Annotated in this window: 22 protein-coding genes and 1 riboswitch; of the genes, 5 read left to right on the forward strand and 17 right to left on the reverse strand. The window is 72.5% G+C overall.

The genetic code is table 11. From position 1 onward, the window contains the following. The first annotated feature begins 43 nt into the window (after window positions 1–43). Together ABZ915_RS41845 and ABZ915_RS41850 are read left to right on the forward strand one after the other, a co-directional pair. Window positions 44–361 (forward strand): MarR family transcriptional regulator, encoded by a 318-nt coding sequence (locus tag ABZ915_RS41845; RefSeq protein WP_361814399.1) that lies wholly within the window; start codon window positions 44–46, stop codon window positions 359–361. Beyond that, a complete protein-coding gene (locus ABZ915_RS41850; protein ID WP_361814401.1) occupies window positions 358–1,095 on the forward strand; it encodes a hypothetical protein in 738 nt (245 codons plus the stop codon). Before ABZ915_RS41845 ends, ABZ915_RS41850 begins: the two co-directional genes overlap by 4 nt. Before the next feature lie 7 nt (window positions 1,096–1,102). Here ABZ915_RS41850 and ABZ915_RS41855 read toward each other — a convergent pair whose 3' ends face one another. From ABZ915_RS41855 to ABZ915_RS41895, 9 genes are all read right to left on the reverse strand, one after another. Beyond that, on the reverse strand, window positions 1,103–2,014 hold the full coding sequence (locus ABZ915_RS41855; protein ID WP_361814404.1) for a LysR family transcriptional regulator: 912 nt from the start codon (window positions 2,012–2,014) through the stop codon (window positions 1,103–1,105). Between the two features lie 31 nt (window positions 2,015–2,045). Then, window positions 2,046–3,239 (reverse strand): glycine C-acetyltransferase, encoded by a 1,194-nt coding sequence (locus tag ABZ915_RS41860; RefSeq protein WP_361814406.1) that lies wholly within the window; start codon window positions 3,237–3,239, stop codon window positions 2,046–2,048. Window positions 3,240–3,294: 55 nt separating this feature from the next. After that, window positions 3,295–4,323, reverse strand: coding sequence for an L-threonine 3-dehydrogenase (tdh, locus tag ABZ915_RS41865; RefSeq protein ID WP_361814409.1), 1,029 nt, complete (start codon window positions 4,321–4,323; stop codon window positions 3,295–3,297). Window positions 4,324–4,507: 184 nt separating this feature from the next. Then, window positions 4,508–5,083, reverse strand: coding sequence for a GAF domain-containing protein (locus tag ABZ915_RS41870; protein WP_361814412.1), 576 nt, complete (start codon window positions 5,081–5,083; stop codon window positions 4,508–4,510). Continuing rightward, the gene (locus ABZ915_RS41875; protein ID WP_361814415.1) at window positions 5,080–5,679 is read right to left on the reverse strand and encodes an ATP/GTP-binding protein; all 600 of its coding nucleotides are present in this window, start codon (window positions 5,677–5,679) and stop codon (window positions 5,080–5,082) included. Before ABZ915_RS41875 ends, ABZ915_RS41870 begins: the two co-directional genes overlap by 4 nt. Next, the gene (locus ABZ915_RS41880) at window positions 5,657–6,028 is read right to left on the reverse strand and encodes a DUF742 domain-containing protein (RefSeq protein WP_361814418.1); all 372 of its coding nucleotides are present in this window, start codon (window positions 6,026–6,028) and stop codon (window positions 5,657–5,659) included. The genes ABZ915_RS41875 and ABZ915_RS41880 overlap by 23 nt, the downstream gene beginning before the upstream one ends. Before the next feature lie 2 nt (window positions 6,029–6,030). Continuing rightward, window positions 6,031–6,465, reverse strand: coding sequence for a roadblock/LC7 domain-containing protein (locus ABZ915_RS41885; RefSeq protein ID WP_361446690.1), 435 nt, complete (start codon window positions 6,463–6,465; stop codon window positions 6,031–6,033). A gap of 68 nt (window positions 6,466–6,533) precedes the next feature. Then, window positions 6,534–8,399 (reverse strand): ATP-binding protein, encoded by a 1,866-nt coding sequence (locus ABZ915_RS41890; protein WP_361814421.1) that lies wholly within the window; start codon window positions 8,397–8,399, stop codon window positions 6,534–6,536. A 301-nt stretch (window positions 8,400–8,700) separates the two neighbouring features. Further along, complete coding sequence (locus ABZ915_RS41895) at window positions 8,701–9,969, reverse strand: MBL fold metallo-hydrolase (RefSeq protein ID WP_361814424.1); 1,269 nt, start codon at window positions 9,967–9,969, stop codon at window positions 8,701–8,703. A 175-nt stretch (window positions 9,970–10,144) separates the two neighbouring features. Between ABZ915_RS41895 and ABZ915_RS41900 the strand changes: the two genes are divergently transcribed. Next, window positions 10,145–11,323: a Glu/Leu/Phe/Val dehydrogenase dimerization domain-containing protein gene (locus tag ABZ915_RS41900; RefSeq protein WP_361814427.1), complete on the forward strand. Its 1,179-nt coding sequence runs from the start codon at window positions 10,145–10,147 to the stop codon at window positions 11,321–11,323. A 55-nt stretch (window positions 11,324–11,378) separates the two neighbouring features. Then, entirely contained in the window at window positions 11,379–11,993 is a 615-nt protein-coding gene (locus ABZ915_RS41905; protein WP_361814430.1) for a TetR/AcrR family transcriptional regulator, read from the forward strand. Between the two features lie 169 nt (window positions 11,994–12,162). On the opposite strand, the gene ABZ915_RS41910 is transcribed toward ABZ915_RS41905, so the two are convergent. From ABZ915_RS41910 to ABZ915_RS41920, 3 genes are all read right to left on the reverse strand, one after another. Beyond that, window positions 12,163–12,948, reverse strand: a complete 786-nt coding sequence (locus tag ABZ915_RS41910; protein ID WP_361814433.1) for an SGNH/GDSL hydrolase family protein — start codon at window positions 12,946–12,948, stop codon at window positions 12,163–12,165. Window positions 12,949–13,148: 200 nt separating this feature from the next. Continuing rightward, a complete protein-coding gene (locus tag ABZ915_RS41915; protein WP_361814436.1) occupies window positions 13,149–14,072 on the reverse strand; it encodes a LysM peptidoglycan-binding domain-containing M23 family metallopeptidase in 924 nt (307 codons plus the stop codon). Between the two features lie 4 nt (window positions 14,073–14,076). Beyond that, a riboswitch (cyclic di-AMP (ydaO/yuaA leader) is annotated at window positions 14,077–14,236 on the reverse strand. A gap of 315 nt (window positions 14,237–14,551) precedes the next feature. After that, window positions 14,552–16,624, reverse strand: coding sequence for an alpha-galactosidase (locus ABZ915_RS41920; protein WP_361814471.1), 2,073 nt, complete (start codon window positions 16,622–16,624; stop codon window positions 14,552–14,554). 171 nt (window positions 16,625–16,795) lie between these two features. Between ABZ915_RS41920 and ABZ915_RS41925 the strand changes: the two genes are divergently transcribed. Then, on the forward strand, window positions 16,796–17,593 hold the full coding sequence (locus ABZ915_RS41925; protein WP_361814439.1) for a tyrosine-protein phosphatase: 798 nt from the start codon (window positions 16,796–16,798) through the stop codon (window positions 17,591–17,593). 36 nt (window positions 17,594–17,629) lie between these two features. On the opposite strand, the gene ABZ915_RS41930 is transcribed toward ABZ915_RS41925, so the two are convergent. The 5 genes from ABZ915_RS41930 to ABZ915_RS41950 form a co-directional block, all read right to left on the reverse strand. Next, a complete protein-coding gene (locus ABZ915_RS41930; protein WP_361814442.1) occupies window positions 17,630–17,752 on the reverse strand; it encodes a DUF6126 family protein in 123 nt (40 codons plus the stop codon). After that, a complete protein-coding gene (locus ABZ915_RS41935; RefSeq protein ID WP_361814445.1) occupies window positions 17,749–18,372 on the reverse strand; it encodes an XRE family transcriptional regulator in 624 nt (207 codons plus the stop codon). Before ABZ915_RS41935 ends, ABZ915_RS41930 begins: the two co-directional genes overlap by 4 nt. A gap of 84 nt (window positions 18,373–18,456) precedes the next feature. Next, window positions 18,457–19,842 (reverse strand): aspartate aminotransferase family protein, encoded by a 1,386-nt coding sequence (locus ABZ915_RS41940; RefSeq protein WP_361814448.1) that lies wholly within the window; start codon window positions 19,840–19,842, stop codon window positions 18,457–18,459. Then, the gene (dxs, locus tag ABZ915_RS41945) at window positions 19,839–21,776 is read right to left on the reverse strand and encodes a 1-deoxy-D-xylulose-5-phosphate synthase (protein ID WP_361814450.1); all 1,938 of its coding nucleotides are present in this window, start codon (window positions 21,774–21,776) and stop codon (window positions 19,839–19,841) included. Before dxs ends, ABZ915_RS41940 begins: the two co-directional genes overlap by 4 nt. A 37-nt stretch (window positions 21,777–21,813) precedes the next feature. Beyond that, window positions 21,814–22,335 (reverse strand): flavodoxin-dependent (E)-4-hydroxy-3-methylbut-2-enyl-diphosphate synthase (locus ABZ915_RS41950; RefSeq protein WP_361814453.1); only part of this gene is annotated, 522 nt, incomplete at its 5' end.

The following is a 22,335-nucleotide window of genomic DNA, read 5'->3' on the forward strand; positions in this document are numbered from 1 at the left end:
TCTCGTACTCGACATACGCCGGGCTTTCCGCTTCACTGGTGACATGGCATCAATTCGCCTCACCCGCCCGACACTTGAGGTCATCAAGGTGCTGATGACCGCCACGCCGGACCATCCGGCATGGGGACTGAGGATCTGCGAGGAGGCCGGCCTGGGTTCGGGGACGGTCTATCCGATCCTCGAGCGGCTCGTCGACAACGGGTGGGCGGTCCGCAGCGAGGAGACCGGTGATCACCCAGGCCGGCCGAAGCGGTCCTACTACGAGCTCACCGCGGCCGGGAGGCGCGCGGCCCAGGAGGCCGGGCGGCGCAGGCCCCGTGTGTTCGGGTTGTCCGCGGGGGCCGAGGGGGGTACGGCATGAGCACGGACGAGCGGCGGGCGGAAGCCGACGACGATGCCGGACTCGCGGCCGTCGTCGCCGTGCTGCTTCCGGTGCTGGCCGGGCCCACGGCGGCGGTCTTCCTGCTCGTCGGCTACGCCCTGGAGATGCTTGATCCGGTGCCGTCGTACGCCCCGGGACTGCGCTCCGTGGGCTGGACGGCCGCCGCCCTCGCGGCCGTCGGCATCCTGTTCGCCTCCGCAGGCCTGCTGGTCACCGCCCTGAGCGGCAGGTCCGGAGCGGAGGGGACCGGAACCTCCGCGCCGCCGGCACCCAGCCGGGCCGGAGACCGTACCCTTCGCGTCGCCTCCTTCCTCGCCGGGGGCCGTCGGGCGCACCTGAAGGAGGAGTGGGCGGCGGTGCTCGCGGGCGATCCGGACAACGGGATCGTGCTCTCGGGACGCCGCAGACTGCGCTACGCCGTCGGTTTCCTCCGGGCGGCGTTGCGCCTGCGGCTGAGCGACGCCGTGGCTCCCCTGTGGCTGCCCGTGGACTGGCTGCTGTCGGCGGAGTCGCGCGGCCACGGGTTCATCGCGCTGCTGGTCGGAACCCAGGTGCTGTACGTCGATCACGAGGACGGCTTCCACGCTCTCGTCACCGAGGGCTGGGGCTGGTGCGCGGGCTGCGGGGTGTCCTTGCGCCTGCTCGTCGGATGGCTGCGCCGGCTCCGTGGCATCGAACTGGCCGCCGTGCGGCGGGACTCCGGGGACGGGTAGCCGGCCGTCAGCGCGTCTCCGGCCGCGCCGCCTCACCCAGCGCGGCCAGCACCGGGCGGATCAGCGGGTGGTCCTCGGCTCCCCGTCGTACGGCGGCGAAGACGCGGCGGGTGGGGGCCACGCCGTCGACGGGGCGGACGACCACGCCGGTCAGGTCCATGCCGCGCAGGGCCGAGCGCGGGACGAGGGCGACTCCGACGTCGGCCGCGGCCAGCGCGACGACCGCGCGGAAGTCGTCGGAGGAGTGTTCGAGGCGGGGCTGGAATCCGGCGTTCTCGCAGGCCAGGACCACCACGTCGTGGCACGGGTTGCCGGGGTAGGGGCCGATCCACGGGTCCTTGGCCAGGTCCGCGAGAGGCACCTCCCCGGCTTCCGCCAGCTGGTGGGTGACCGGGACGACCGCGTCGAAGGGCTCGGCGTACAGCGGGATGTGGGTCAGCCGGGGGTCGTCGGCGGGCGGCGCCCCCCGGTACTCGACGGCGACCGCCACGTCCACCTGCCGGTCGAGGACCATGGGCAGGCTGGCGTCGCCCTCGGCGTCCTGGACCCGGATGCGGATGCCGGGCGCGGACTCGGCGAGGCGGGCCACGGCCGGCGCCACGACCTCGGCGATGCCGGTCGCGAAGGCGGCCACCGTGACGGTGCCGGCCTCGCCCGACCCGTACGCGGCGAGTTCCGCCTCGGCCCGCTCCAACTGGGCGAGGACCGCGTTGGTGTGGCCGAGGAGGATCTCGCCGGCCGGGGTCAGCCGTACGCCCTTCGCGCCGCGCTCGACCAGCCGGTGACCGGTCTCCTGCTCCAGGGCCGCGAGCTGCTGGGAGACGGCGGAGGGTGTGAGGTAGAGCGCGGCGGCAGCCGCCGTGACCGTACGGTGGTCGGCCACCGCACGGAGGATGTGGAGCCGCCGCGCCTCGATCATGCGGTCAATTATCGCAAGGTGTCCGCGCTGGTCAGGCCGCGAGCTCCGCGCGCGCCGCCAGGAACGCGTCGACCGCGCGGTTCACGTCCTCGGTGGAGTGGGCGGCGGAGAGCTGGACGCGGATGCGGGCCTGGCCCTGCGGCACGACCGGGTAGGAGAAGCCGATCACGTACACGCCCCGTTCGAGGAGCAGCTCGGCCATGCGGCCCGCCTTCGCCGCGTCGCCGATCATGACGGGCGCGATGGCATGGTCGCCGGGCAGCACGTCGAAGCCCTCCTCGGTCATCCGGCGGCGGAACAGCGCGGTGTTCTCGTTCAGCCGGACCCGCAGGTCGTCGGCCGACTCCAGCAGGTCGAGCACCTTCAGCGAGGCCGCCGCGATCACGGGTGCGAGGGTGTTGGAGAAGAGGTACGGGCGGGAGCGCTGGCGCAGCAGGGCGACGATCTCGGCGCGGGCGGCGACGTAACCGCCGGAGGCGCCGCCGAGTGCCTTGCCGAGGGTGCCGGTGATGATGTCGACGCGGTCCATGACGCCGTGCAGTTCGGGCGTGCCGCGGCCGGTGGGGCCGACGAAGCCGACCGCGTGGGAGTCGTCGACCATGACCATCGCGTCGTAGCGGTCGGCGAGGTCGCAGATCTCCGCGAGGGGCGCCACGTACCCGTCCATGGAGAACACGCCGTCGGTGACGATCAGGCGGCGCCGGGCGTCGGCCGCCTCCTTGAGCCTCGCCTCCAGGTCGGCGAGGTCGCGGTTGGCGTAGCGGAACCGGCGGGCCTTGGACAGGCGGATGCCGTCGATGATGGAGGCGTGGTTGAGGGCGTCGGAGATCACCGCGTCCTGCTCGCCGAGGAGGGTCTCGAAGACACCGCCGTTGGCGTCGAAGCAGGAGGAGTACAGGATCGTGTCCTCCTGGCCGAGGAAGGCGGACAGCCGCGCCTCCAGCTCCTTGTGCACCTCCTGGGTGCCGCAGATGAAGCGCACGGACGCCATGCCGTAGCCCCAGCGGTCCAGGGCCGCGTGGGCGGCGGCGACGACCTCGGGGTGGTCGGCGAGCCCGAGGTAGTTGTTGGCGCAGAAGTTGAGGACCTCGCCTGGCCGGCCGCCCGCGGTGACGGCGACGGTCGCGGACTGCGGGCTGCCGATCACGCGCTCGGGCTTGTGCAGTCCGGCGGCGCGGATCTCGTCGAGGGTGGCGCGCAGGTCGTCGCGCACGGAGTCGAACATGGGAAAGCTCCTGAAGGTGCTCGCGCGGGAAGGGGTCCGGGGTGCGTGCGGGGCGTCACGCGGTCCAGTCGAGGATGACCTTGCCGCCGCGGCCGCTCGCCGCGTCGGCGAACGCCGCCTCGAAGTCCCGGTAGTCGTACCGGCCGGTGATCACGGGCGTGAGGTCGAGGCCGCCTTCCAGCAGCACCGACATCGCGTACCAGGTCTCGAACATCTCCCGGCCGTAGATGCCCTTGATGGTGATCATCTTGGTGACGATCCGGGACCAGTCGACGGGGAACTCCTCGGCGGGCAGGCCGAGCATGGCGATCCGGCCGCCGTGCGTCATGTTGGCGATCATGTCCCGCAGGGCCTCGGGCCGGCCGGACATCTCCAGGCCGATGTCGAAGCCCTCGCGCAGGCCCAGCTCCCGCTGGCCGTCGGCGATGGTGGCGCCGGAGACGTTCAGGGCGAGGGTCGCGCCGGTCTTGCGGGCGAGGTCGAGCCGCTCCTCGCTGACGTCGGTGATCACCACGTTCCGGGCGCCCGCGTGCCGGGCCACGGCGGCGGCCATCAGGCCGATCGGGCCGGCGCCGGTGATCAGGACGTCCTCGCCGACCAGCGGGAAGGACAGGGCGGTGTGCACGGCGTTGCCGAACGGGTCGAAGATCGCGGCGACGTCGAGGTCGACGGCGACGCGGTGCACCCACACGTTGGCGGCGGGCAGGACGACGTACTCGGCGAACGCGCCGTCACGGCCGACGCCGAGGCCGACGGTGGCCCGGCACAGATGCCGGCGCCCGGCCAGGCAGTTGCGGCACTTGCCGCACACCAGGTGGCCCTCGCCGCTGACCCGGTCGCCGATCCGTACGTCGGTGACGTCCCGGCCGGTCTCCACGACCTGGCCGACGAACTCGTGCCCGACCACCAGCGGCGTACGGATCGACTGCCGCGCCCAGCCGTCCCAGGCCCGGATGTGCAGGTCGGTGCCGCAGATGCCGGTCCGCTGGACCTTGATCAGTACGTCACCGGGTCCGACGGCGGGCTCGGGCACGTCCGCGAGCCACAGCCCGGGCTCCGCCTTCTCCTTGACCAGCGCCTTCAACGCTACGGCTCCTGTGGGTGTGTTCCCGGTCCGCGGGCATGCCGAAGGCACCCGTGTCCGGGGGAGGAGTGGATTCGTGTAGCAATCTGCCTCACGTGGCGGCCGTGGTCCATCGAGGATTTCTTAAGCGGTGCCACAGTTCCGCTTCACGAGGCCCGCTTCAGGGGCCTCGCGGCGACGGCCGTCACAGCGGGAATCCGTCGTCCGCGCGCCGTTCGAGTCGTACGGCCAGTTCCGCGGCCCGGGCCTTGATGGTCTCCAGGCCCGCCTTCCCCCAGGGCCGGGGGGCGACGTCGGCGACGCACACGGTGCCCAGCACCATCCCCGTGCTGTCGATGAGCGGGGCGCCCAGGTAGGAGTGGATGCCGTACTCGTCGACGACCGGGTTGCACGCGAACCGCGGGTAGTCGCGGACGTCCTCCAGGACCAGCGCCTTGTGGCGTACCACCACATGGGGGCAGAACCCGTGGTCGCGCGGCAGCCAGCGGCCGACCTCGGGCCGGGTGCCGTCGGCCTTCGCGAACGGCCCGGTGACCGGCGTGCGCAGACCCGCGAAGAACTGCCGTTCGGCGCCGATGAAGTTGACCATGGCGTACGGCGCGCCGGCGAGCTCGGCGAGGTGGTCCGCGAAGGCGTCGAGGGCGGGTTCGGGGCGCTCCCCCAGGCCGAGCAGGTTCAGCCGCCGGGTGCGGGCGGGGGCCTCCTTGTCCTCGGGCGTGAGCAGCAGACCCCGGGCCGGGCGCGGTGGGTCGTAGCTCATGACCGGGCTCCGTGGCTCGGCGCGTGTGCCGGGGCGTGGGCGATGAGGTGGCGTACGAGGGTGAGCAGCGTCTGGACTCCGGAGGAGGAGATGCGGGCGTCGCAGCGGACGACCGGGATGCCTGGGTCGAGGTCGATGGCGGCGCGCACCTCCTCGGGGTCGTAGCGGTAGGACCCGTCGAACTCGTTGACGGCGACGACGAAGCCGAGGCCGCGTTCCTCGAAGAAGTCGACCGCGGCGAAGCACTCCTCCAGCCGGCGGGTGTCGGCCAGGATGACGGCTCCCAGGGCGCCTTCGGACAGCTCGTCCCACATGAACCAGAACCGCTCCTGACCGGGCGTGCCGAACAGGTACAGCACGTGCTGCGGGTCGAGGGTGATGCGGCCGAAGTCCATCGCCACCGTGGTCTCGACCTTGTTCTCGATGCCGTCGAGGCTGTCGGTGGCGGCGCTGACCGTGGTGAGCAGTTCCTCCGTGCTGAGCGGGGCGATCTCGCTCACCGCGCCCACGAAGGTCGTCTTGCCCACTCCGAACCCACCGGCCACCAGGATTTTCAGCGCGGTGGGGAACGGGTCAGAGCTGTCGTCGTAGTCCATCGAGCACTGCCTCCAGAAGGGACCGGTCAGTGGGGTTGTGGTGGAAGGCGGGGGGCTTGGTGGTGAGCGCCCCGCAGTCGACGAGGTCGGAGAGCAGCACCTTGGTGACCGCCGCCGGGAGCCCCAGATGGGCGGCGACCTCGGCGACCGGGACGGGCGCCCGGCACAGTTCGAGCGCCTGGGTGTGCTCGGGGCCGAGGTAGCCGAGGGGGGTGACTCCGGTGGCCATCAGCTGCGACATCAGGTCGAGCGCGATGGTGGGCCTGGTGCGGCCGTTGCTGACCGTGAAGGGGCGCACCAGCCGTCCGGCCGCGTCGTCGAGCCAGGGCCCGTCGCCGACCGCGGCCACCCTCAAGGCCTCGTCGCCGTGGGATCGACGGCATGCTGGCGGGGCGCCGTCACCAGGTAGGGGCGGACGCTCTTGACCAGCATGGCCATCTCGTAGCCGAGCACGGCCGCGTCGGCCTCGCGGCCGGCCAGCACGGCCAGGCAGGTGCCGGAGCCGGCGGTGGTGACGAACAGCAGGGCCGAGTCGAGTTCGACGACGACCTGCCGGACGTCTCCGCCGTCGCCGAACCGGACGCCCGCGCTGCGGCCGAGCGAGTACAGGCCGGAGGCGAGGGCGGCCATGTGGTCGGCGCTGTCGGGGTCGAGGCCGTGGACGGACTTCACGAGCCCGTCGCAGGACAGGAGCACCGCGCTGGTGGTGTGCGGTACACGCTGGACGAGGCCGCTCATCAGCCAGTCGAGGTCGGAAACCTGGGCGGTCGGCGCATCGCTCGCCATGGTGGATCGACTCCTTGGGGTACGAAGGTCTGCGGGAGCGCTGGGGGTGGGGGTGGGGGCAGGGGTGGTCATCCGGCCGGTGCGCTCCCGTCGGGCCGGACGGTGAGATCGAGGAGGGCCGAGCCGGTGTGGCTCGTCCCGGTCGGCTCTCCCGGGAGGGCGTCGGCCCGCTCCAGGTGCTGCTGGGCCTCGGCCAGGCCGATCCCCCGCTGGAAGGCGGCCATCAGCCCGGGGTCGTGGGCGGCGGGGGTGTCGCTGTCCTGGCGTGGTGCCGGGCCGCCGCGCAGCTGGGGCACGATGTGCTCCTGGGCGCGGCGCCGGGGCAGCTGGGGCTTGCCCATGGTGCCGCGCACCGTGCTGCCGCCGCGCGGGGTGAGGGGTGCGGCCGTGTTCTCCGCGACCGTGCGCCGCTCGCCGGGCCGGATGCCGGGGGTGGCCTCCGCGGGGGTGGCCCGTGGCTCGTGGGCGCCGCGCACCGGCAGGGGCGGCGGCGCTCCCTCGTCCGCCGGGGCTCCCGCCCGGCCGTGCCCGCGCTGTGCGTGCCGGCCCGGCCCGTCGCCGGGCCGGCTCCCGTTCGCGGTGCCGTCGCCGCGGGCGTGCGGGATCTGCGGGGCTTGCGGGGCCCGGGCCGGCTGGTGCTGGGCCTGCGGGACCGGCGCGGTCGGTGGAGCCGGGAGCACCGGGACCTGTCCCGTGCCCGTGTGCCCCGCGTCCGACGCGTCGTCCGGCTCCGTGCCCAGGAGGCCCTGCGGCACGACGAGGACGGCCTGCACTCCGCCGTAGATGTTCGTCTGGAGCCGGACGGTGATGCCGTGCCGCCGGGCGAGCTGCGAGACCACGAAGAGGCCGATGCGCCCGTCCGCCAGCAGGCTGCCGACGTTGACCTGGTCGGGGTCGGCGAGCAGCGCGTTCATCCGGGCCTGCTCGCCGACCGGCATGCCGAGCCCGCGGTCCTCGACCTCGACGGCGAGCCCGGAGGTGACGAGGTTGGCGCGGAGCAGCACCTGGGTGTGCGGGGCGGAGAACAGCGTGGCGTTCTCGACGAGTTCCGCCAGCAGGTGGATGACGTCGGCGACGGCGTGCCCGCGCAGCCGGCCGTCGATGGGCGGGACCAGCCGGACCCGGGAGTACTGCTCGACCTCGGCGATGGCGGAGCGCAGCACCTCGGTCATGGAGACCGGGTTGCTCCACTGCCGGCGCGAGACGGCGCCGCCGAGCACGGCGAGGTTCTCGGCGTGCCGCCGGATGCGGGTGGCGAGGTGGTCGACGTGGAAGAGGCCCTTGAGCAGGTCGGGGTCCTCGATCTCGTTCTCCAGCTCGTCGAGGATGGAGATCTCCCGGTGCACCAGGGACTGGAGCCGCCGGGCGAGATTGACGAAGACCTCGAGTTTCTGTTCGCTGCCCGCCTGGCTGGAGAGCTGGGCCGCCTGGACGACGGCGGCGACGGCGCCGTCGTGGGCGCGGGCGAGGTCGGCGGCGAGCAGTTCGAGGTCGTCGGCGTCCTTGGGGGGCCCGCCGCGCGGCCCCCGCGCGGCCGGGTTCTCGCCCTTGCGCAGGGCCTCGACCAGGGCCCGCAGGTCGGCCTCGCCGCGGGCGGCGCTGCGGCGCAGGGCGGCGACCCGGTCGGTCACCGAGCGGGCGGTCCGGTCGGCGGCGAAGGCGGCGATGAGGATGCCGGCGACGGTCACCGAGACCGCTCCGGCGAGCACGGTCCACAGGGTGAGGCCGGGGCGGACTCCGGCGGAGCGGACGGTGACCAGCACGGCCGCGCTGGCGCTGAGCGCGACCGCGACGGGCGGCAGCACCGCGAGACGGAGGAGCTGTGGCCGTATGTGCGTCTCGGGCAGTGCGGGAACGGGGCGGGCGGCCGGCCGTCCGTGCCGGCCGCCCTCACGGCGGTCGGCACGCGCGGCCGGTGCGCGGAGGTGAGACATGGGTGTCCTCGTACTGGTCCGGCGGGCACGATGCGGCCCTGCGTCGTCCGACGGACACTCACAGTAGTCGCACCGGCATCAAGTGCGGTGGGCAGTTGACAAAGTCCACCGGTGAGGGTCCCGCTCTGGTATGACGCGTCGTACGACAGACCGACAACCCGGCCGGAATCCCCGGAGCGGAGCCGTAAATCCTCGATCCGACCTGGTCAGATGTGGTCACGAACAGACAGTGAGGGCCGGGGAGCCCATGACTCCCCGGCCCTCGCCGGCCCCGCGTCGTGCGGCTGCCGCCACGCGGCGCTCAGCCCGCCGGAACGGCCTCCGGGTCCCCTTCGTCCTCCGCCGTGCCGCCGGGGGTGTCACCGGCTGTGCCGGCCTGGACCTGGGCCTTGGCCGCCGAGCCTGCCGCGGCCTTCACGGTCGCCTCCGTGACGGCCTCCGGCCAGCCACCCGCCGGGGCGAGGGCCACGCCGCGCCACCACGGCTCGGACGGGACGGTCTCGGCGGTGGGTTCGAAGGGCTCGCCGGGGCGGGGCAGCGCGGCGCGGGCGCCGGCCGCGCGGGCGGCCGCGACGGTGCCCTCGCCGGGCTCCGCCCAGGGGTGGGGCGCCAGGTTGAAGGTGGCCCAGTGGATCGGCAGCATCGCACCGGCGGCGGCCTGACCGCCCTGGAGGTCGAGGTGGGCGCGCATGCCCTCCTCGGGCGTCATGTGTATGTCGGGCCAGAACTCGCTGTAGGCACCGATCTGGATCATCGTGGCGTCGAACGGGCCGTGGTCGGCGCCGATGTCCTTGAAGCCGTCGAAGTAGCCGGTGTCGCCGCTGTGGTAGATCCGGTGCTCCTCGCCGGCGACGACCCAGGAGGCCCAGAGGGTGTGCTGGGTGTTGCGCAGCCCGCGTCCGCAGAAGTGACGGGCCGGCGTGGCGGTCAGGGTGAGACCGGCGACCTTGGTCGCCTCGTGCCAGTCCAGCTCGCGCAGCCGGCTCTCGGCGACACCCCACTGTTCGAGGTGGGCCCCGACGCCGAGCGGCACGGCGAAGAGGGTGTCCGTCCCGGCCAGCGCCTTGATGGTGGGCAGGTCCAGGTGGTCGTAGTGGTCGTGGCTGATGACCACCACGTCGACCGGGCCGAGCGCGGCCAGCGGCAGCGGCACCGGGTGCAGCCGCTTGGGCCCGGCGAACGGGAACGGGGAGCAGCGCTCGCCCCAGACCGGGTCGAACAGCACGCGCTGCCCGTCGATCTCCGCGAGCACGCTCGAGTGGCCCATCCAGGTCAGCCGCAGCCCGGTGGCGGGCGGCCGGGCGAGGTCGGCGAGCGTGGTGGGGTGCACCGGGACGGTGCCGTGCGGGGAGCGCCGGGGGCGGGTGTCCTTGTCGAGGAAGACCTTCGCCAGGTCCAGGGTGGAACCGGAGGGCCGGGTGCGGGCGGTGCCTCCGGGGTTCTGGAAGACACCGTCCTTGAAGTGGGGCGATCTGCGGATACGGGCCAGGCGCTCACCGCCGGGCTCCGCGCCGAAGGCCGCGGGCCGCAGCGTGCGCAGCCCGGAGCTCAGGGAACCCAATCCGGTCACGGTACCTCCAGGTGGAGTCGGCGAGGTCATTCATTATGGTCGGCCCGTTCCGACAACCGGGGACGGGGTCCGGTTGTTCCTTGCCCCGCCGGCCGGAGCCCCGATATCGTCGGACGCTTCACTGTACTGACCGGCCGTTCAGTAGACGGTCCGGCAGCCGTTCCCGGGAGCCCGTATGACGACCCCACTGATGTCGCTGGTCTGGACGGACCACGTCACCGGACGCCAGGGGTTCCTGGTCGTCGACCGGCTGGTACGGGGCGTGGCCAGCGGGGGCTTGCGGATGCGGCCCGGCTGCACTCTCGAGGAGGTGACCGGGCTCGCCCGCGGCATGACCATGAAAGAGGCCCTGCACTACGACCCCGAGAGCCGGTACGTGCCCCTGGGCGGCGCCAAGGGCGGCATCGACTGCGATCCGCGGGACCCCGGGGCGTACGGGCTGCTGGTGCGCTACCTGCGCGCGATGCGGCCGTACGTCGAGAGCTGCTGGACCACCGGTGAGGACCTCGGCCTCACCCAGGACCTGGTCGACCGGGCCGCCGCCGAGGCGGGGCTGGTGTCGTGTGTCCAGGCCGTGTACCCGTTGCTCGACGACGAGGCGGCGGCCCGGCGGCGGCTCGCGGACGCCTTCGCCGTCGAGGTGGACGGCATCGGCCTGGACGAACTCGTCGGCGGCTGCGGGGTGGCCGAGTCGGTGCTCGCCGCCCTGGACCGGGCCGGGGTGCCCCGTGCGGGCACGCGGGTGGCGGTGCAGGGGCTGGGGACCATGGGCGGGGCGACGGCGCGGTTCCTCGCGCGCGCGGGCCTGCGGATCGTGGCCGTCGCCGACATCAAGGGCACGATCGCCAATCCGGCCGGTCTGGACGTGGAGGCGCTGCTCGCCGCGCGGGACGCGTACGGCACCCTGGACCGCGCGGTGCTGCGTCCCGGTGACCGGGAACTGCCGGGCGAGGCCTGGCTGTCCGCCGAGGCGGAGGTGCTGGTGCCGGCGGCGGTGTCGTACGCGATCGACACGGCCGGCCAGGAGCGGATCACCGCCCGTTGGATCGTCGAGGCGGCCAACATGCCGGTGCTGCCGGAGGCGGAGGGGCTGCTGTCCGCGCGCGGGGTGACCGTGCTGCCCGACGTGGTGGTCAACTCCGGTACGAACGCCTGGTGGTGGTGGACCCTCTTCGGGGACATCGGCCCGGACGCCGAGGAGGCCTTCGCGTACACCCGGCGCTCGATGCGTGCCCTGGTCGGCCTGATGCTCGCGCGCGCGGAGGCCGACGGCACGACTCCCCGGGCCGCCGCGCACGCCCTGGTGGCCGACCGGCTGCCGGTGATCGCGGAGCGCTTCGGCTGGTACCGCTGACCGGACGGCCGGACTGCGCCGCTGCCGTGACCGCGTGAGCGATTAGGGTGACGGCGTGGCGAGAGTGCGGTTGAGCGTGGCGGAGCGGCGGGAGGAGCTGCTGCGGGCTGCCGTCGAGCAGATCGAGGCGCGGGGCGTGGCGGCGGTGCGGATCGCCGACGTGGCCGCGGTGCTCGGTGTGAGCAACGCGCTGGTGCTGTACCACTTCTCGACGAAGGAGAAGCTGGTCGCCGCCGCCTTCGCGCACGCGGCGGAGGGCGACCTCGCGCATCTGCGGGGGCTGCTGGGCCGTCGTACGTCCGCGCTGCGCCGGCTGCGGGCCGCCGTGCGCTGGTACGCGCCCACCGGCCAGGCCAAGGGCTGGCGGCTGTGGATCGAGGGCTGGGCGGTGGCGCTGCGCGAGCCCGCCCTGCGGGAGGTCACCCGCGATCTGGACCGCCAGTGGAAGGCGGCGATCGCCGAGGTCATCGCCGAGGGCGTCGAGGCGGGCGAGTTCGACTGCCCGGACCCCACCGCCACGGCCCTGCGCCTGACCGCCCTGCTCGACGGCCTCGCCGTCCAGCTGACGTCCTACGCCGGCGCGGTGCCCCGGTCCCGCGCCCAGGCATGGGTGAACGAGGCCCTGGCCCGGGAACTGGGCCTGGACCGGGAGAATCTGACGCAGCCGTGACGCTCCGCGCGGGCGACGCCCCGACGGGGTGTACCGGGCGGCGGCAGGGCGGCCGGGGCATCGCTCCCGCCCGCGCATGACCGCGCTGCCCGGAGGCCGTACGGCACCGCAGCCCGCTGCCGTACCGCCTTCGGACAGCGCCACCGCCGAACCCCCGGAGGGAACCCGCTCAGGCCACCGAGGCGATCCGCGTCCTGATGTCGTCCGGGGACAGGGCGCCCTTGGCCGTCACGTGGTCGCCGGAGGACTCGCCGCGCAGGCGGCGGCCGATCCACGGGACCAGGTACTCGCGGGCCCAGTGGACGTCGTCGCGGCGGATGTCGAGCGTGCCCCGGGGCGGGAGCGGCGGCCAGGGCTGCTCCGGGTCGGCGGGGACCTCCACGCCGAGCACCTCGCCGGCCCGCAGCGCCACGCGCGTGTGCCCCTCGGGCGAGAGGTGGAGCCGGTCGTGGTCCCAGGCGCGCCGGTCCTGGACGGTCCTGAGGGACCACAGGTCGAGGACGGGACAGCCGTACCGGTCGGCGATGGCCCGGACATGGCCGTTGTACGTGGCGATCTTGCCGCGCAGATGCTTGAGCACGGGCACGCCACGCGTGTCGAAGCCGGTCGTCACCATGACGGTGCCCGCGACGGAGGTGAGCTGTGCCACCGCCAGCTCGAAGCGCTCGGCCACCTCGTCGGGGTCGGTGCCGGGCCGGATGATGTCGTTGCCGCCCGCGCAGAAGGACACCAGGTCCGGGGCGAGTTCGACGGCGCGCGGGAGCTGGTCCGCCACGATCTGGTCGAGCAGTCTGCCGCGTACCGCAAGGTTCGTGTACCTGAAGTCGCCCTCGGGCCGCCGGTCCGCGAGGAGGACCGCGAACCGGTCGGCCCAGCCGACGAACGCCCCGTCGGGGCCGGGGTCGCCCACGCCCTCGGTGAAGCTGTCCCCCACCGCCACGTACGACCCGATCACTGATCTGTTGTCACTCTTCGAATCGTCTGCCACATCGGCCCATGATTCACCTTTCGATGTGACCTACGCGACCGTAATACGGGGTTGACGGACGGTGAGATAAGCCACGGCACCGAAAGGCGCCGGACGGGAATACGCCCGGGTACACCGAAGGCCGGACCCGGGGATCAGGGGTCCGGCCTCCGGTGGTCCGAGTGCCGTCAGGCGACGGCGACGCCGTGCGAGCGGAGGTAGCCGACCGGGTCCACGTCCGAGCCGTAGTTCGGCGTGGTGCGGATCTCGAAGTGCAGGTGCGGGCCGGTCACGTTGCCGGTCGCGCCGGAGAGGCCCATCTGCTGCCCCGCGGCCACGGTCTGCCCGGCCGAGACGGAGATCGAGGAGAGGTGGCCGTACTGCGCGTAGTAGCCGTCGGCGAGCCTGATCACGACCTGGTTGCCGTAGGCGCCGCCCCAGCCGGCGGAGACGACCGTGCCCGCGCCCACGGCCTTGACGGAGGTGCCGGTCGGGACGACGAAGTCGACGCCCGTGTGGTAGCCGCTGGACCACATGCCGCCCGGCACGTGGTAACCGGTGCCGACGGTGCCGCCCGACACCGGGAGGGTGAAGCCGGTGGCGGCGTTCGGCGCGGCGGCGGGCGCCGGCCGGGTCCGCGTGGCCGACCGCGAGGCCGGGGGCGTGGTCGCGTGCGAGGCGGACGAAGTCTTCTTCGGGGCGGCGGACTTGGCGCTCGTGCCGGTCCCGGCGGCCTTCTCGCCGAGGGTCAGCTTCAGGCCGGGGTGGATCAGCGAGGGGTCGCTGCCGACTGCCTCGCGGTTGTCCGCGTAGAGCCGGTGCCAGCCGCCGCGGACGTTCTGCTCGTCGGCGATCTTCGCGAGCCAGTCGCCCGACCGCACCGTGTAGGTGTGCGCGCCCGCTTGCGCGGCGGCGGCCTTCTTCTCGGCCACCGGCACGGCCTGGACGGCCTTCTCGGAAACGGAGTCCTTCGCGGTGGCCGCGGAGGCCGCATGGGCACCGGTGGCCCCCATGAGGGGCAGCGCCAGCGCGGCGCCGCCGGTTCCGGCGACGGCGATGGAGCGGGTGAAACGCCGGTTCTTGGGACGGCGGTGCTTACCCTTCGCGGGCATGGCGAATTCCTCTCCGGCGCCTGCGAGGTGAGCTGTCGGGTTCGGGCTGGAGCTGCCCGGCCGCGCACGGAGCGCGGCTTCACCCCTAGCCGTCCCGGAGACCGGGACAGGCAGTCGTACCTGGTGGGTCCCCCGCTCCTGCCGTGCACGGGTGAGTGTGTCCGAGCTCCGGGCGGCGGCAGGATTCGGCGTTCCGTCCGGATTGGTGGCGAACGTAAGCGAGCGGGACGCGACGGGACAAGCAGAAGATTCCCTCTGTCCGCGTTTCGCTTGATCCGTTACGGGAGTTCCCGGTCACCCTCCGTGAATTCCCTTCTTCCCCGCCGCGTCAAATCGCCGGAAAACCATGCGGATTACGTGAACATGACGCACAACGGACGGTCACCAATATGACCCTCCTCACCACTCGACCCCCATGACCCCCTATTTCAGAATTAGTTCCAATAAAAGTAATGAAGGGCCTCATTCGGGCAGATTACTCAGATACGACGCAGACGGAGAACCGCCGCATCGAAGTCACCGCGCAACCCCGTGCGCAGCCCGTGGTGCAGCAGGACGGCACCTCGATGGATTTCGCCCGTTTCGCGGCATTCGTACGATGCCGTGGGGTCGAGGCCGCGCAGCCGCAGCGCGGGGACCGGCTCGCCGTACCGCTGCGCCTGGAGCCAGGCGAGGACGACCGTCTCGTCCCCGAGGACGTACTGCACCGCGCTCAGCCCGCCCTCCGGCGGCCGCAGCCGATGGAGGTCGCCGCGCTGCACGACCGGGCGGATCTCCTTGTAGAGCTCCACCCACTCCCGGGCCTCGGCGAGCTCCTCCTCCGTCCATTCCGAGAGGTCGCCACCGACGCCGAGGACCCCGGCCATGGCGCTCACGAAGCGGAACTTCAGGGCGCTGACCCGGCCGTTGAGCTGGGTGTTCGGGCTGTCGGTGACCCAGGCGGCCATGACCCGCGCGGGATGGATCTGGCTGAAGCCGTGCTGGATGGCCAGCCGGTCGAGCGGGTCGGTGTTGTCGGAGGTCCACACCTGGTCCGTACGGCTCATGACACCGAGGTCGATCCGGCCGCCACCGCCCGAGCAGGACTCGAAGGCGACGCGCGGGTGGGCCGCCCGCAGCCGGTCGAGGAGGCCGTACAGGCCACGGACATGGTCCACCCACAGTCGCTGCGGGTACGGTTCGCCGGGCCAGCCGGCGTCGGTGAAGCAGCGGTTGAAGTCCCACTTCACATAGTCGACCGGGGCGCTGGAGAGAAGCCCGTCGAGCTGCTCCCAGAGGTACTGCTGGACGTCCTCGCGGGCGAGGTTGAGGACGAGCTGATTGCGGAATTCCGTCCGCTTCCGTCCGGGTTGGAACTGCACCCAGTCGGGGTGGGCGCGGTACAGCTCGCTGTCCGGGTTGACCATCTCGGGCTCGACCCAGATGCCGAACTGCATACCGAGGGCGTGCACATAGTCCGCGAGGGTCCCCAGGCCGTTCGGGAAGCGGTCGGGGTTGGGCGTCCAGTCGCCGAGACCGGCACGGTCGCTGGTGCGGGCGCCGAACCAGCCGTCGTCGACCACGAACAGCTCGACGCCGATCGCAGCCGCCCGCCGGGCGAGGGTCGCCTGCTGCTCCTCGGAGATGTCGAAGTTCGTCGCCTCCCAGGAGTTGAACAGCACGGGCCGGTCCCGGTCGGCGTCCGGGATGACGTACGCCCGCTGGTAGGCGTGCCAGGCACGGCTGGCGCCGCCGAAGCCGCCGTCGCTCCACAGGCCCGCGAAGACGGGCGTGGTGTACGACTCCCCCGGCGCCAGGGTCAGCAGACCCGAGTCGTCGTAACCGGCGCCGCCGGTGATCTGCACCCGCGCGTCGGGGAGCTGGGCGACCGCGATCCGCCAGGACCCCGACCAGCCGAGGGCGCAGCCGTAGACCTCGCCGTGCTCCTCGCCGGCGCCGGTGTCCAGGGCGATCCAGGGCAGGTGCTGGTGGCCGGTGTGGCCGCGGCGGCTGCCGATGATTTTGTCGCCGTACGTGAGCGGGGCGCTGGTCAGCCGGGACTCGGCGGCCCAGCGGCCGTGCAGCTGGGACAGCCGCCAGCCGTCCCGGTCGGGCAGGGTCCAGGTGGCGGCGTCGGCGCGCAGCAGCTCCACGCGCGCGTCGCCGCCGTTGCCGACGGTCACCCAGCGCTCGACGACGTCCCCGCGCATCCGGTAGTGGAGCGTGACGGCCAGTCCGCCGTCCCTGAAGCGCAGCCGCAGCTCGTCGCCCTCGGTGTCGTACGCCTCGAAGGTCCACTCGGTGCCGCGCCGCTCCTCGGTGCGCACGGACAGTGCGGGCCGGACGAAGCGGGGGCCGCCCTCCACCGGGTACTCCTCGCGGCCGTCGAGCGGGGACTCGAAGGGCCAGTAGCCGGGCAGCGGACGGACGGCGAGGGCCTCGGCGTCCGCGAGCGCGATGCGCGGGCCCCAGTGGAGGTGGAGCAGTTCGTGCGCCTCCGTCAGATGCAGCGCGTAACCGCTGGTGGGCCCCGTCAGGAGCCACGTACGACCGTTTTCGGCGATGTCCACCATCGAACCCTCACAGGTGTCAACAGATCCGCTCACGCACCAACATCATCAAGGTCTTCCGGCCCCGGAGGCAACGCCTGTGGACAACTCATTGCCTGAGAAAACCGATGTCGTATCGTCGACAGCGTGCCCGCCGGCGAGCCGCGACGGCGGGAGCGACCGCAAGGAGCCCACGTGACGCAGCAGGTCCCGTCGACCGAGCCGGAGCTGACCGGAGTACGCAATTTCCGGGACGTGGGCGGCCTGCCCACGACGGACGGACGGCGGGTGCGGTCCGGGGTCCTCTTCCGCAGCGGTCATCTCGCGCACGCCACCGATCAGGACGCGGCGTTCCTCGCCTCCCTGGGCCTGCACACGGTCTTCGACTTCCGCAACGCGGCCGACAAGAAGCTCGAGGGCCCCGACGTCGGGCTGCCCGGCGTGCGCAATGTCAACCTGCCGCTGAGCGACCCGGCGGACGGCGCCGAGTTCTGGAAGATGGTCCGCGACGGCGACCTCGACCAGCTCCGCGTCATCCTCGCGGACGGCAAGGCGGCGAACCGGATGATCACCTCGTACCGCAGGATCGTGACGGAGCGCACGGCCGAGCACTCCCGGGTGCTGCACGCCCTCGCCGAGGACAGTGTCCCCGCGCTGATGCACTGCGCGGCGGGCAAGGACCGCGCGGGCATCTCCATCGCCGTGACCCTCCTCGCGGTGGGCGTGGAGCGCGAGGCGATCGTCGCCGACTACCTCGAGTCCAATGCCAAGCACCGCCGTTACCGGGTGCGCCGCAACGGCAGCCCGGACACCGCCTACACCCCCGAGGTGATGGGACTGCTCAGCCCGCTCTTCGACGCGCGCGCCGAGTATCTGGCGGCGGCCTTCACGAGCATCGAGGAGACCTGGGGCGGGGCCGACGCCTACCTGGAGCAGGGACTGGGGCTCACTCCCCGGACCCGGGAGCGGCTGCGCGAGCGCCTCGTCGACTGACGGGGGCTGACGCCGGATGATGGCGGCCGACGGCGGTCAGCTCTTGGCGCCCACCGCGAACAGCAGGTAGAGGAACGCGGCGAAGAGGTGACCGACGGCGATGTAGATGATCAGCCGGATCCACAGGGCGCGGGGGAACTTCTCCTCGTAGTCGCTCATGGCAGCTCTCCAGTCAAGGGGCCCAGGCACAGTGCGGCCGTGGGGCTTTGCAGCAGGGTGTGGACGAACAGCAGTTCCACGCCGTCGTGGTCCTCGGCGGCGAGGCGGTGCGGGGTCAGCGAGTCGAAGTGCGCGCTGTCGCCGGGCGCGAGCAGGTGCGCGCTGTCGCCGAGGCGCAGTCTGAGGCGGCCCTTCAGGACGTAGAGCCACTCCTCGCCGGGGTGGACCCGCACGATGTCGCCCTGGGTGCCGTACGGCACCCGGACGCGCAGCGCCTGCATGCCCCGCCCGGGGGACCCGGCCTGGAAGTACGTCCAGCCGCCCGCCCGGGTCGGCTCCATGTCGGCGGCACGCACGATGGCGTCCCGGTCGGCGACGGTCTCGCCGAGCAGTTCCGAGACGGTCGTACTGTAGATACGGGCGAGCGCGAGCAGCATCGGAAGCGAGGGCTGGCGCCCGCCGGTCTCCAGCCGGGAGAGGTGGGCGGGCGAGAGGCCGGCGGCGCGGGCCGCGGCCTCCAGGGTGAGGCCGTTGCGCCGGCGCAGGGCGCGTAGCTGCGGCGCCACGGCGGGCAGGTCGTCGCCCTGGCCCGCCGGCGGCGCGGCATCTGAGGCGTTCATGCCTCCATTCAGCCGGAAAATTGCCTCACTGGCAAAATTTTTGCCTCAGAGGCAAAGGCGGCAGGAGGCCGAGGCCGGCCGGCTTCAGCGGTTGGCCACCGCCTGCTTGATCAGTGTCTTGCCGAAGTCCCACATCAGGCCGCCGCCGCTGTGCGCGTCGTCCATCACGGCGGTGAAGGCGTCGACGAACCGGTCCACCTCCCGCTCGCCGATGACCAGCGGCGGGATCAGCTTGATCACCTCCAGGTGGTCGCCGGAGACCTGGGTGAGGATCCGGTGCCGCTGGAGCAGCGGGACGACCACCATCTGCGCGAACAGGCCCTTGCGGGCGGCCTGGAGCATGGTCCAGCGGCTGCGCAGCTTCAGCGAGCTCGGCCTGCCGAACTCGATGCCGATCATCAGGCCCCGGCCGCGGACGTCGGCGAGCAGCTCGTACTTGCCGGTCAGCGCGGCGAGCCGGTTCTTCAGCTGCTCGCCGGTCGCACGGGCGTTGGCGACGATCTGCTCGTTCTCCATGACCGACAGCACGGCGAGGCCGGCCGCCATGGCCTGCGCGTTGGAGCCGAAGCTCGCCGAGTGGACCAGCACCCGGTCCATGGACGAGTAGACCTTCTTGAAGATCCACTCCTTGCCGAGGGTCGCACCGACCGGGACGTAGCCGCCGGACAGGGCCTTGGCCACGCACACCAGGTCCGGCTCGACACCGTCCTCGTGCTGGTAGGCGTAGAAGTCGCCGGTGCGGCCGAGACCGGTCTGCACCTCGTCGGCGATGAGCAGGGCCTTGTGCTGGTGCAGCAGCTCCTGGGCGGCGCGCAGACAGCCGGGCGGGGCCTCGTGCACGCCCTTGCCCTGGATCGGCTCGACGATCAGGGCGGCGACGTCGCCCTTCCTCAGCTCCCGGGCCAGGGCGTCCAGATCGCCGAGCGGGACGGCCGTGTCGGGCAGCAGCGGGGCGAAGCCGTCCCGGAAGCCGTTCTCCCCGTTGACCGACAGCGAGCCGGTGGTCAGGCCGTGGAAGGCGTGGTCGCAGTACAGGATCCTGGGTCTGCCGGTGGCGTACCGGGCGAACTTCAGGGCGGTCTCCACCGCCTCGGTGCCGCTGTTGCCGAAGAACACCCGCTCCAGGTGCGGGCTGTGGGCGAGGAGCTTCTCGGCCAGCAGGCCGGGCAGCGGCTGGCAGTCGAAGCGGGTGAGGTCCGCGAGGGAGGCGTCGAGGACGTCGTGCAGGGCCTTGCGGACCACGGGGTGGTGACGGCCGAGGCCCATCACCCCGAACCCGGCGAGCATGTCGAGGTAGTCGTCGCCGTCCGTGTCCCAGAAATAGGCGCCCTCGGCCCGCTCGTAGATCTTGTCGAAGCCGATGGTGTGCAGCATGCGCGGCAGTTGGTGGTTGAGGTACCTGGCGTGCAGCTCGTAGCGCTCCGCCCCGCGCTCGGCCAGGAGGGCGCCGAGGTCGAACTCCGTGGTCATTCAGCCTTCTCCTGTTTCTCCGCCGTCTCCGCCTTCTCCGCCTTCTTCGGGCCCGGACCGGCGGCTTCCCCGACGGCCAGGCTCGCGCCGATCCGTCCGGCCACCTCGACCGGCGTCAGCCCGATGTCGGCCAGCACCTCGCCGCGCTTGGCGTGCGCGAGGAACTGCTCGGGGATGCCGAACCGCCGTACGGGAACGTCCACGTCGGCGTCGCCGAGGGCCAGCGCCACGGCGGCGCCGACACCGGAGGCGCGGCTGTTGTCCTCCACGACGGCCACCAGCCGGTGCTCGGCGGCGAGCCCGGGCAGCGCCGGGTCGACGGGCTTGACCCAGCGGGGGTCGACCACCGTGCAGCCGATGCCCCGGGCCTGAAGCAGCTCGGCCGCCTGGAGGCACACCGGTGCCATGACACCGACGGCGACCAGGAGCACCTCGGGGTGCCCGGCGCGGTGCAGCACGTCCATGCCGCCGACATGGCCGACGGCCGGGATCGCGGGGCCGACCGACTCCTTCGGGAAGCGGACCAGGGTGGGCGCGTCGTCGACGGCGACGGCCTCGCGCAGCTGGGCGCGCAGCTGGGCGGCGTCGCGCGGCGCGGCGATTCTGAGGCCGGGGACGACCTGGAGGACCGACATGTCCCACATGCCGTTGTGGGAGGGTCCGTCGGCGCCGGTGACACCGGCCCGGTCCAGGACGAAGGTGACCCCGCAGCGGTGCAGCGCCACGTCCATCAGCAGCTGGTCGAAGGCACGGTTGAGGAACGTGGCGTACACGGCGACGACCGGGTGCAGGCCCCCGGTGGCCAGGCCCGCCGCCGACACGGCCGCGTGCTGCTCGGCGATGCCCACGTCCCACACCCGGTCCGGGAAGCGTTCGGCGAACTTGCCGAGGCCCACCGGGTGGAGCATGGCCGCCGTGATCGCCACGACGTCCTCGCGCTCCTCGCCGATCCGTACGATCTCGTCCCCGAACACCGAGGTCCACGAGGGGCCGCCGGCCGGGGCGAGCGGCGCGCAGGTCAGCGGGTCCATCACGCCGACGGTGTGGAAGTGGTCCTCCTCGTGGGCGAGGGCGGGTTCGTAGCCGCGGCCCTTCTCCGTGAGGCAGTGGACGAGGACGGGCCCGTGGAAGCGTTTCGCGCGGCGCAGCGCCGACTCGACGGCCAGGATGTCGTGGCCGTCGATGGGGCCGACGTACTTCAGGCCCAGGTCCTCGAACATGCCCTGCGGGGCGAAGGCGTCCTTGAAGCCCTTCTTCGCGCCGTGCAGGGACTCGTAGATCGTGCTGCCGACGACCGGGGTCCGCAGCAGGACGTCCTTGCCCCAGGCCAGGACCTTCTCGTAGCCGTCGGTGGTGCGCAGGGTGGCCAGGTGGTTGGCGAGGCCGCCGATGGTGGGCGCGTAGGAGCGCTCGTTGTCGTTGACGACGATGATCAGCGGCCGGTCCTTGGCGGCCGCGATGTTGTTCAGCGCCTCCCAGGCCATGCCGCCGGTCAGCGCGCCGTCGCCGATGACCGCGACCACGTGCCCCTTCTCGCCCTGCACCTGGTGCGCCTTGGCGAGTCCGTCGGCCCAGCCCAGCGCGGTGGAGGCGTGGCTGTTCTCGATGACGTCGTGCTCGGACTCCTCGCGCGAGGGATAGCCGGACAGGCCGCCCTTGCCGCGCAGCTTGGAGAAGTCCTGACGGCCGGTCAGCAGCTTGTGCACATAGCTCTGGTGACCGGTGTCCCAGAGGATGCGGTCGACCGGCGACTCGAAGACCCGGTGGAGCGCGACGGTGAGTTCCACCACGCCCAGGTTGGGTCCGAGGTGCCCCCCGGTGCGGGTGACCGCGTGCACCAGGAACTCGCGTATCTCTTCGGACAGTTCACCGAGTTCCGCCTCGGACAGCGCCTTCAGGTCGCGTGGTTGCCGGATGGTCTCCAGAATCGTCACGATCGGGCCCCCTCTCGGTCCGTGCCTGGCTTCGGACTCACTTCATCTGCTCGGCGAGCTTCAAGGCCTCTTCGATGAGGGTTTCCACGATCCTGGACTCGGGGACGGTCTTGATGACCTCGCCCTTGACGAAGATCTGGCCCTTGCCGTTGCCGGAGGCGACGCCGAGGTCGGCCTCGCGGGCCTCGCCGGGGCCGTTGACGACGCAGCCCATCACCGCGACACGCAGGGGGACGTCCATGCCCTCCAGGCCGGCCGTGACCTCTTCGGCGAGCTTGTAGACGTCGACCTGGGCGCGGCCGCAGGACGGGCAGGAGACGATCTCCAGGCCGCGCTGCTTGAGGCCCAGGGACTCCAGGATCTGGTTGCCGACCTTGACCTCCTCCACGGGCGGCGCGGAGAGGGAGACGCGGATCGTGTCGCCGATGCCCTGGGAGAGGAGGGCGCCGAAGGCGACGGCCGACTTGATCGTGCCCTGGAAGGCCGGGCCGGCCTCGGTGACGCCGAGGTGGAGGGGGTAGTCGCAACTCGCGGCGAGCTGGCGGTAGGCCTCGATCAT

The organism is Streptomyces sp. NPDC046915 (assembly GCF_040644935.1).
GTDB lineage: Bacteria > Actinomycetota > Actinomycetes > Streptomycetales > Streptomycetaceae > Streptomyces.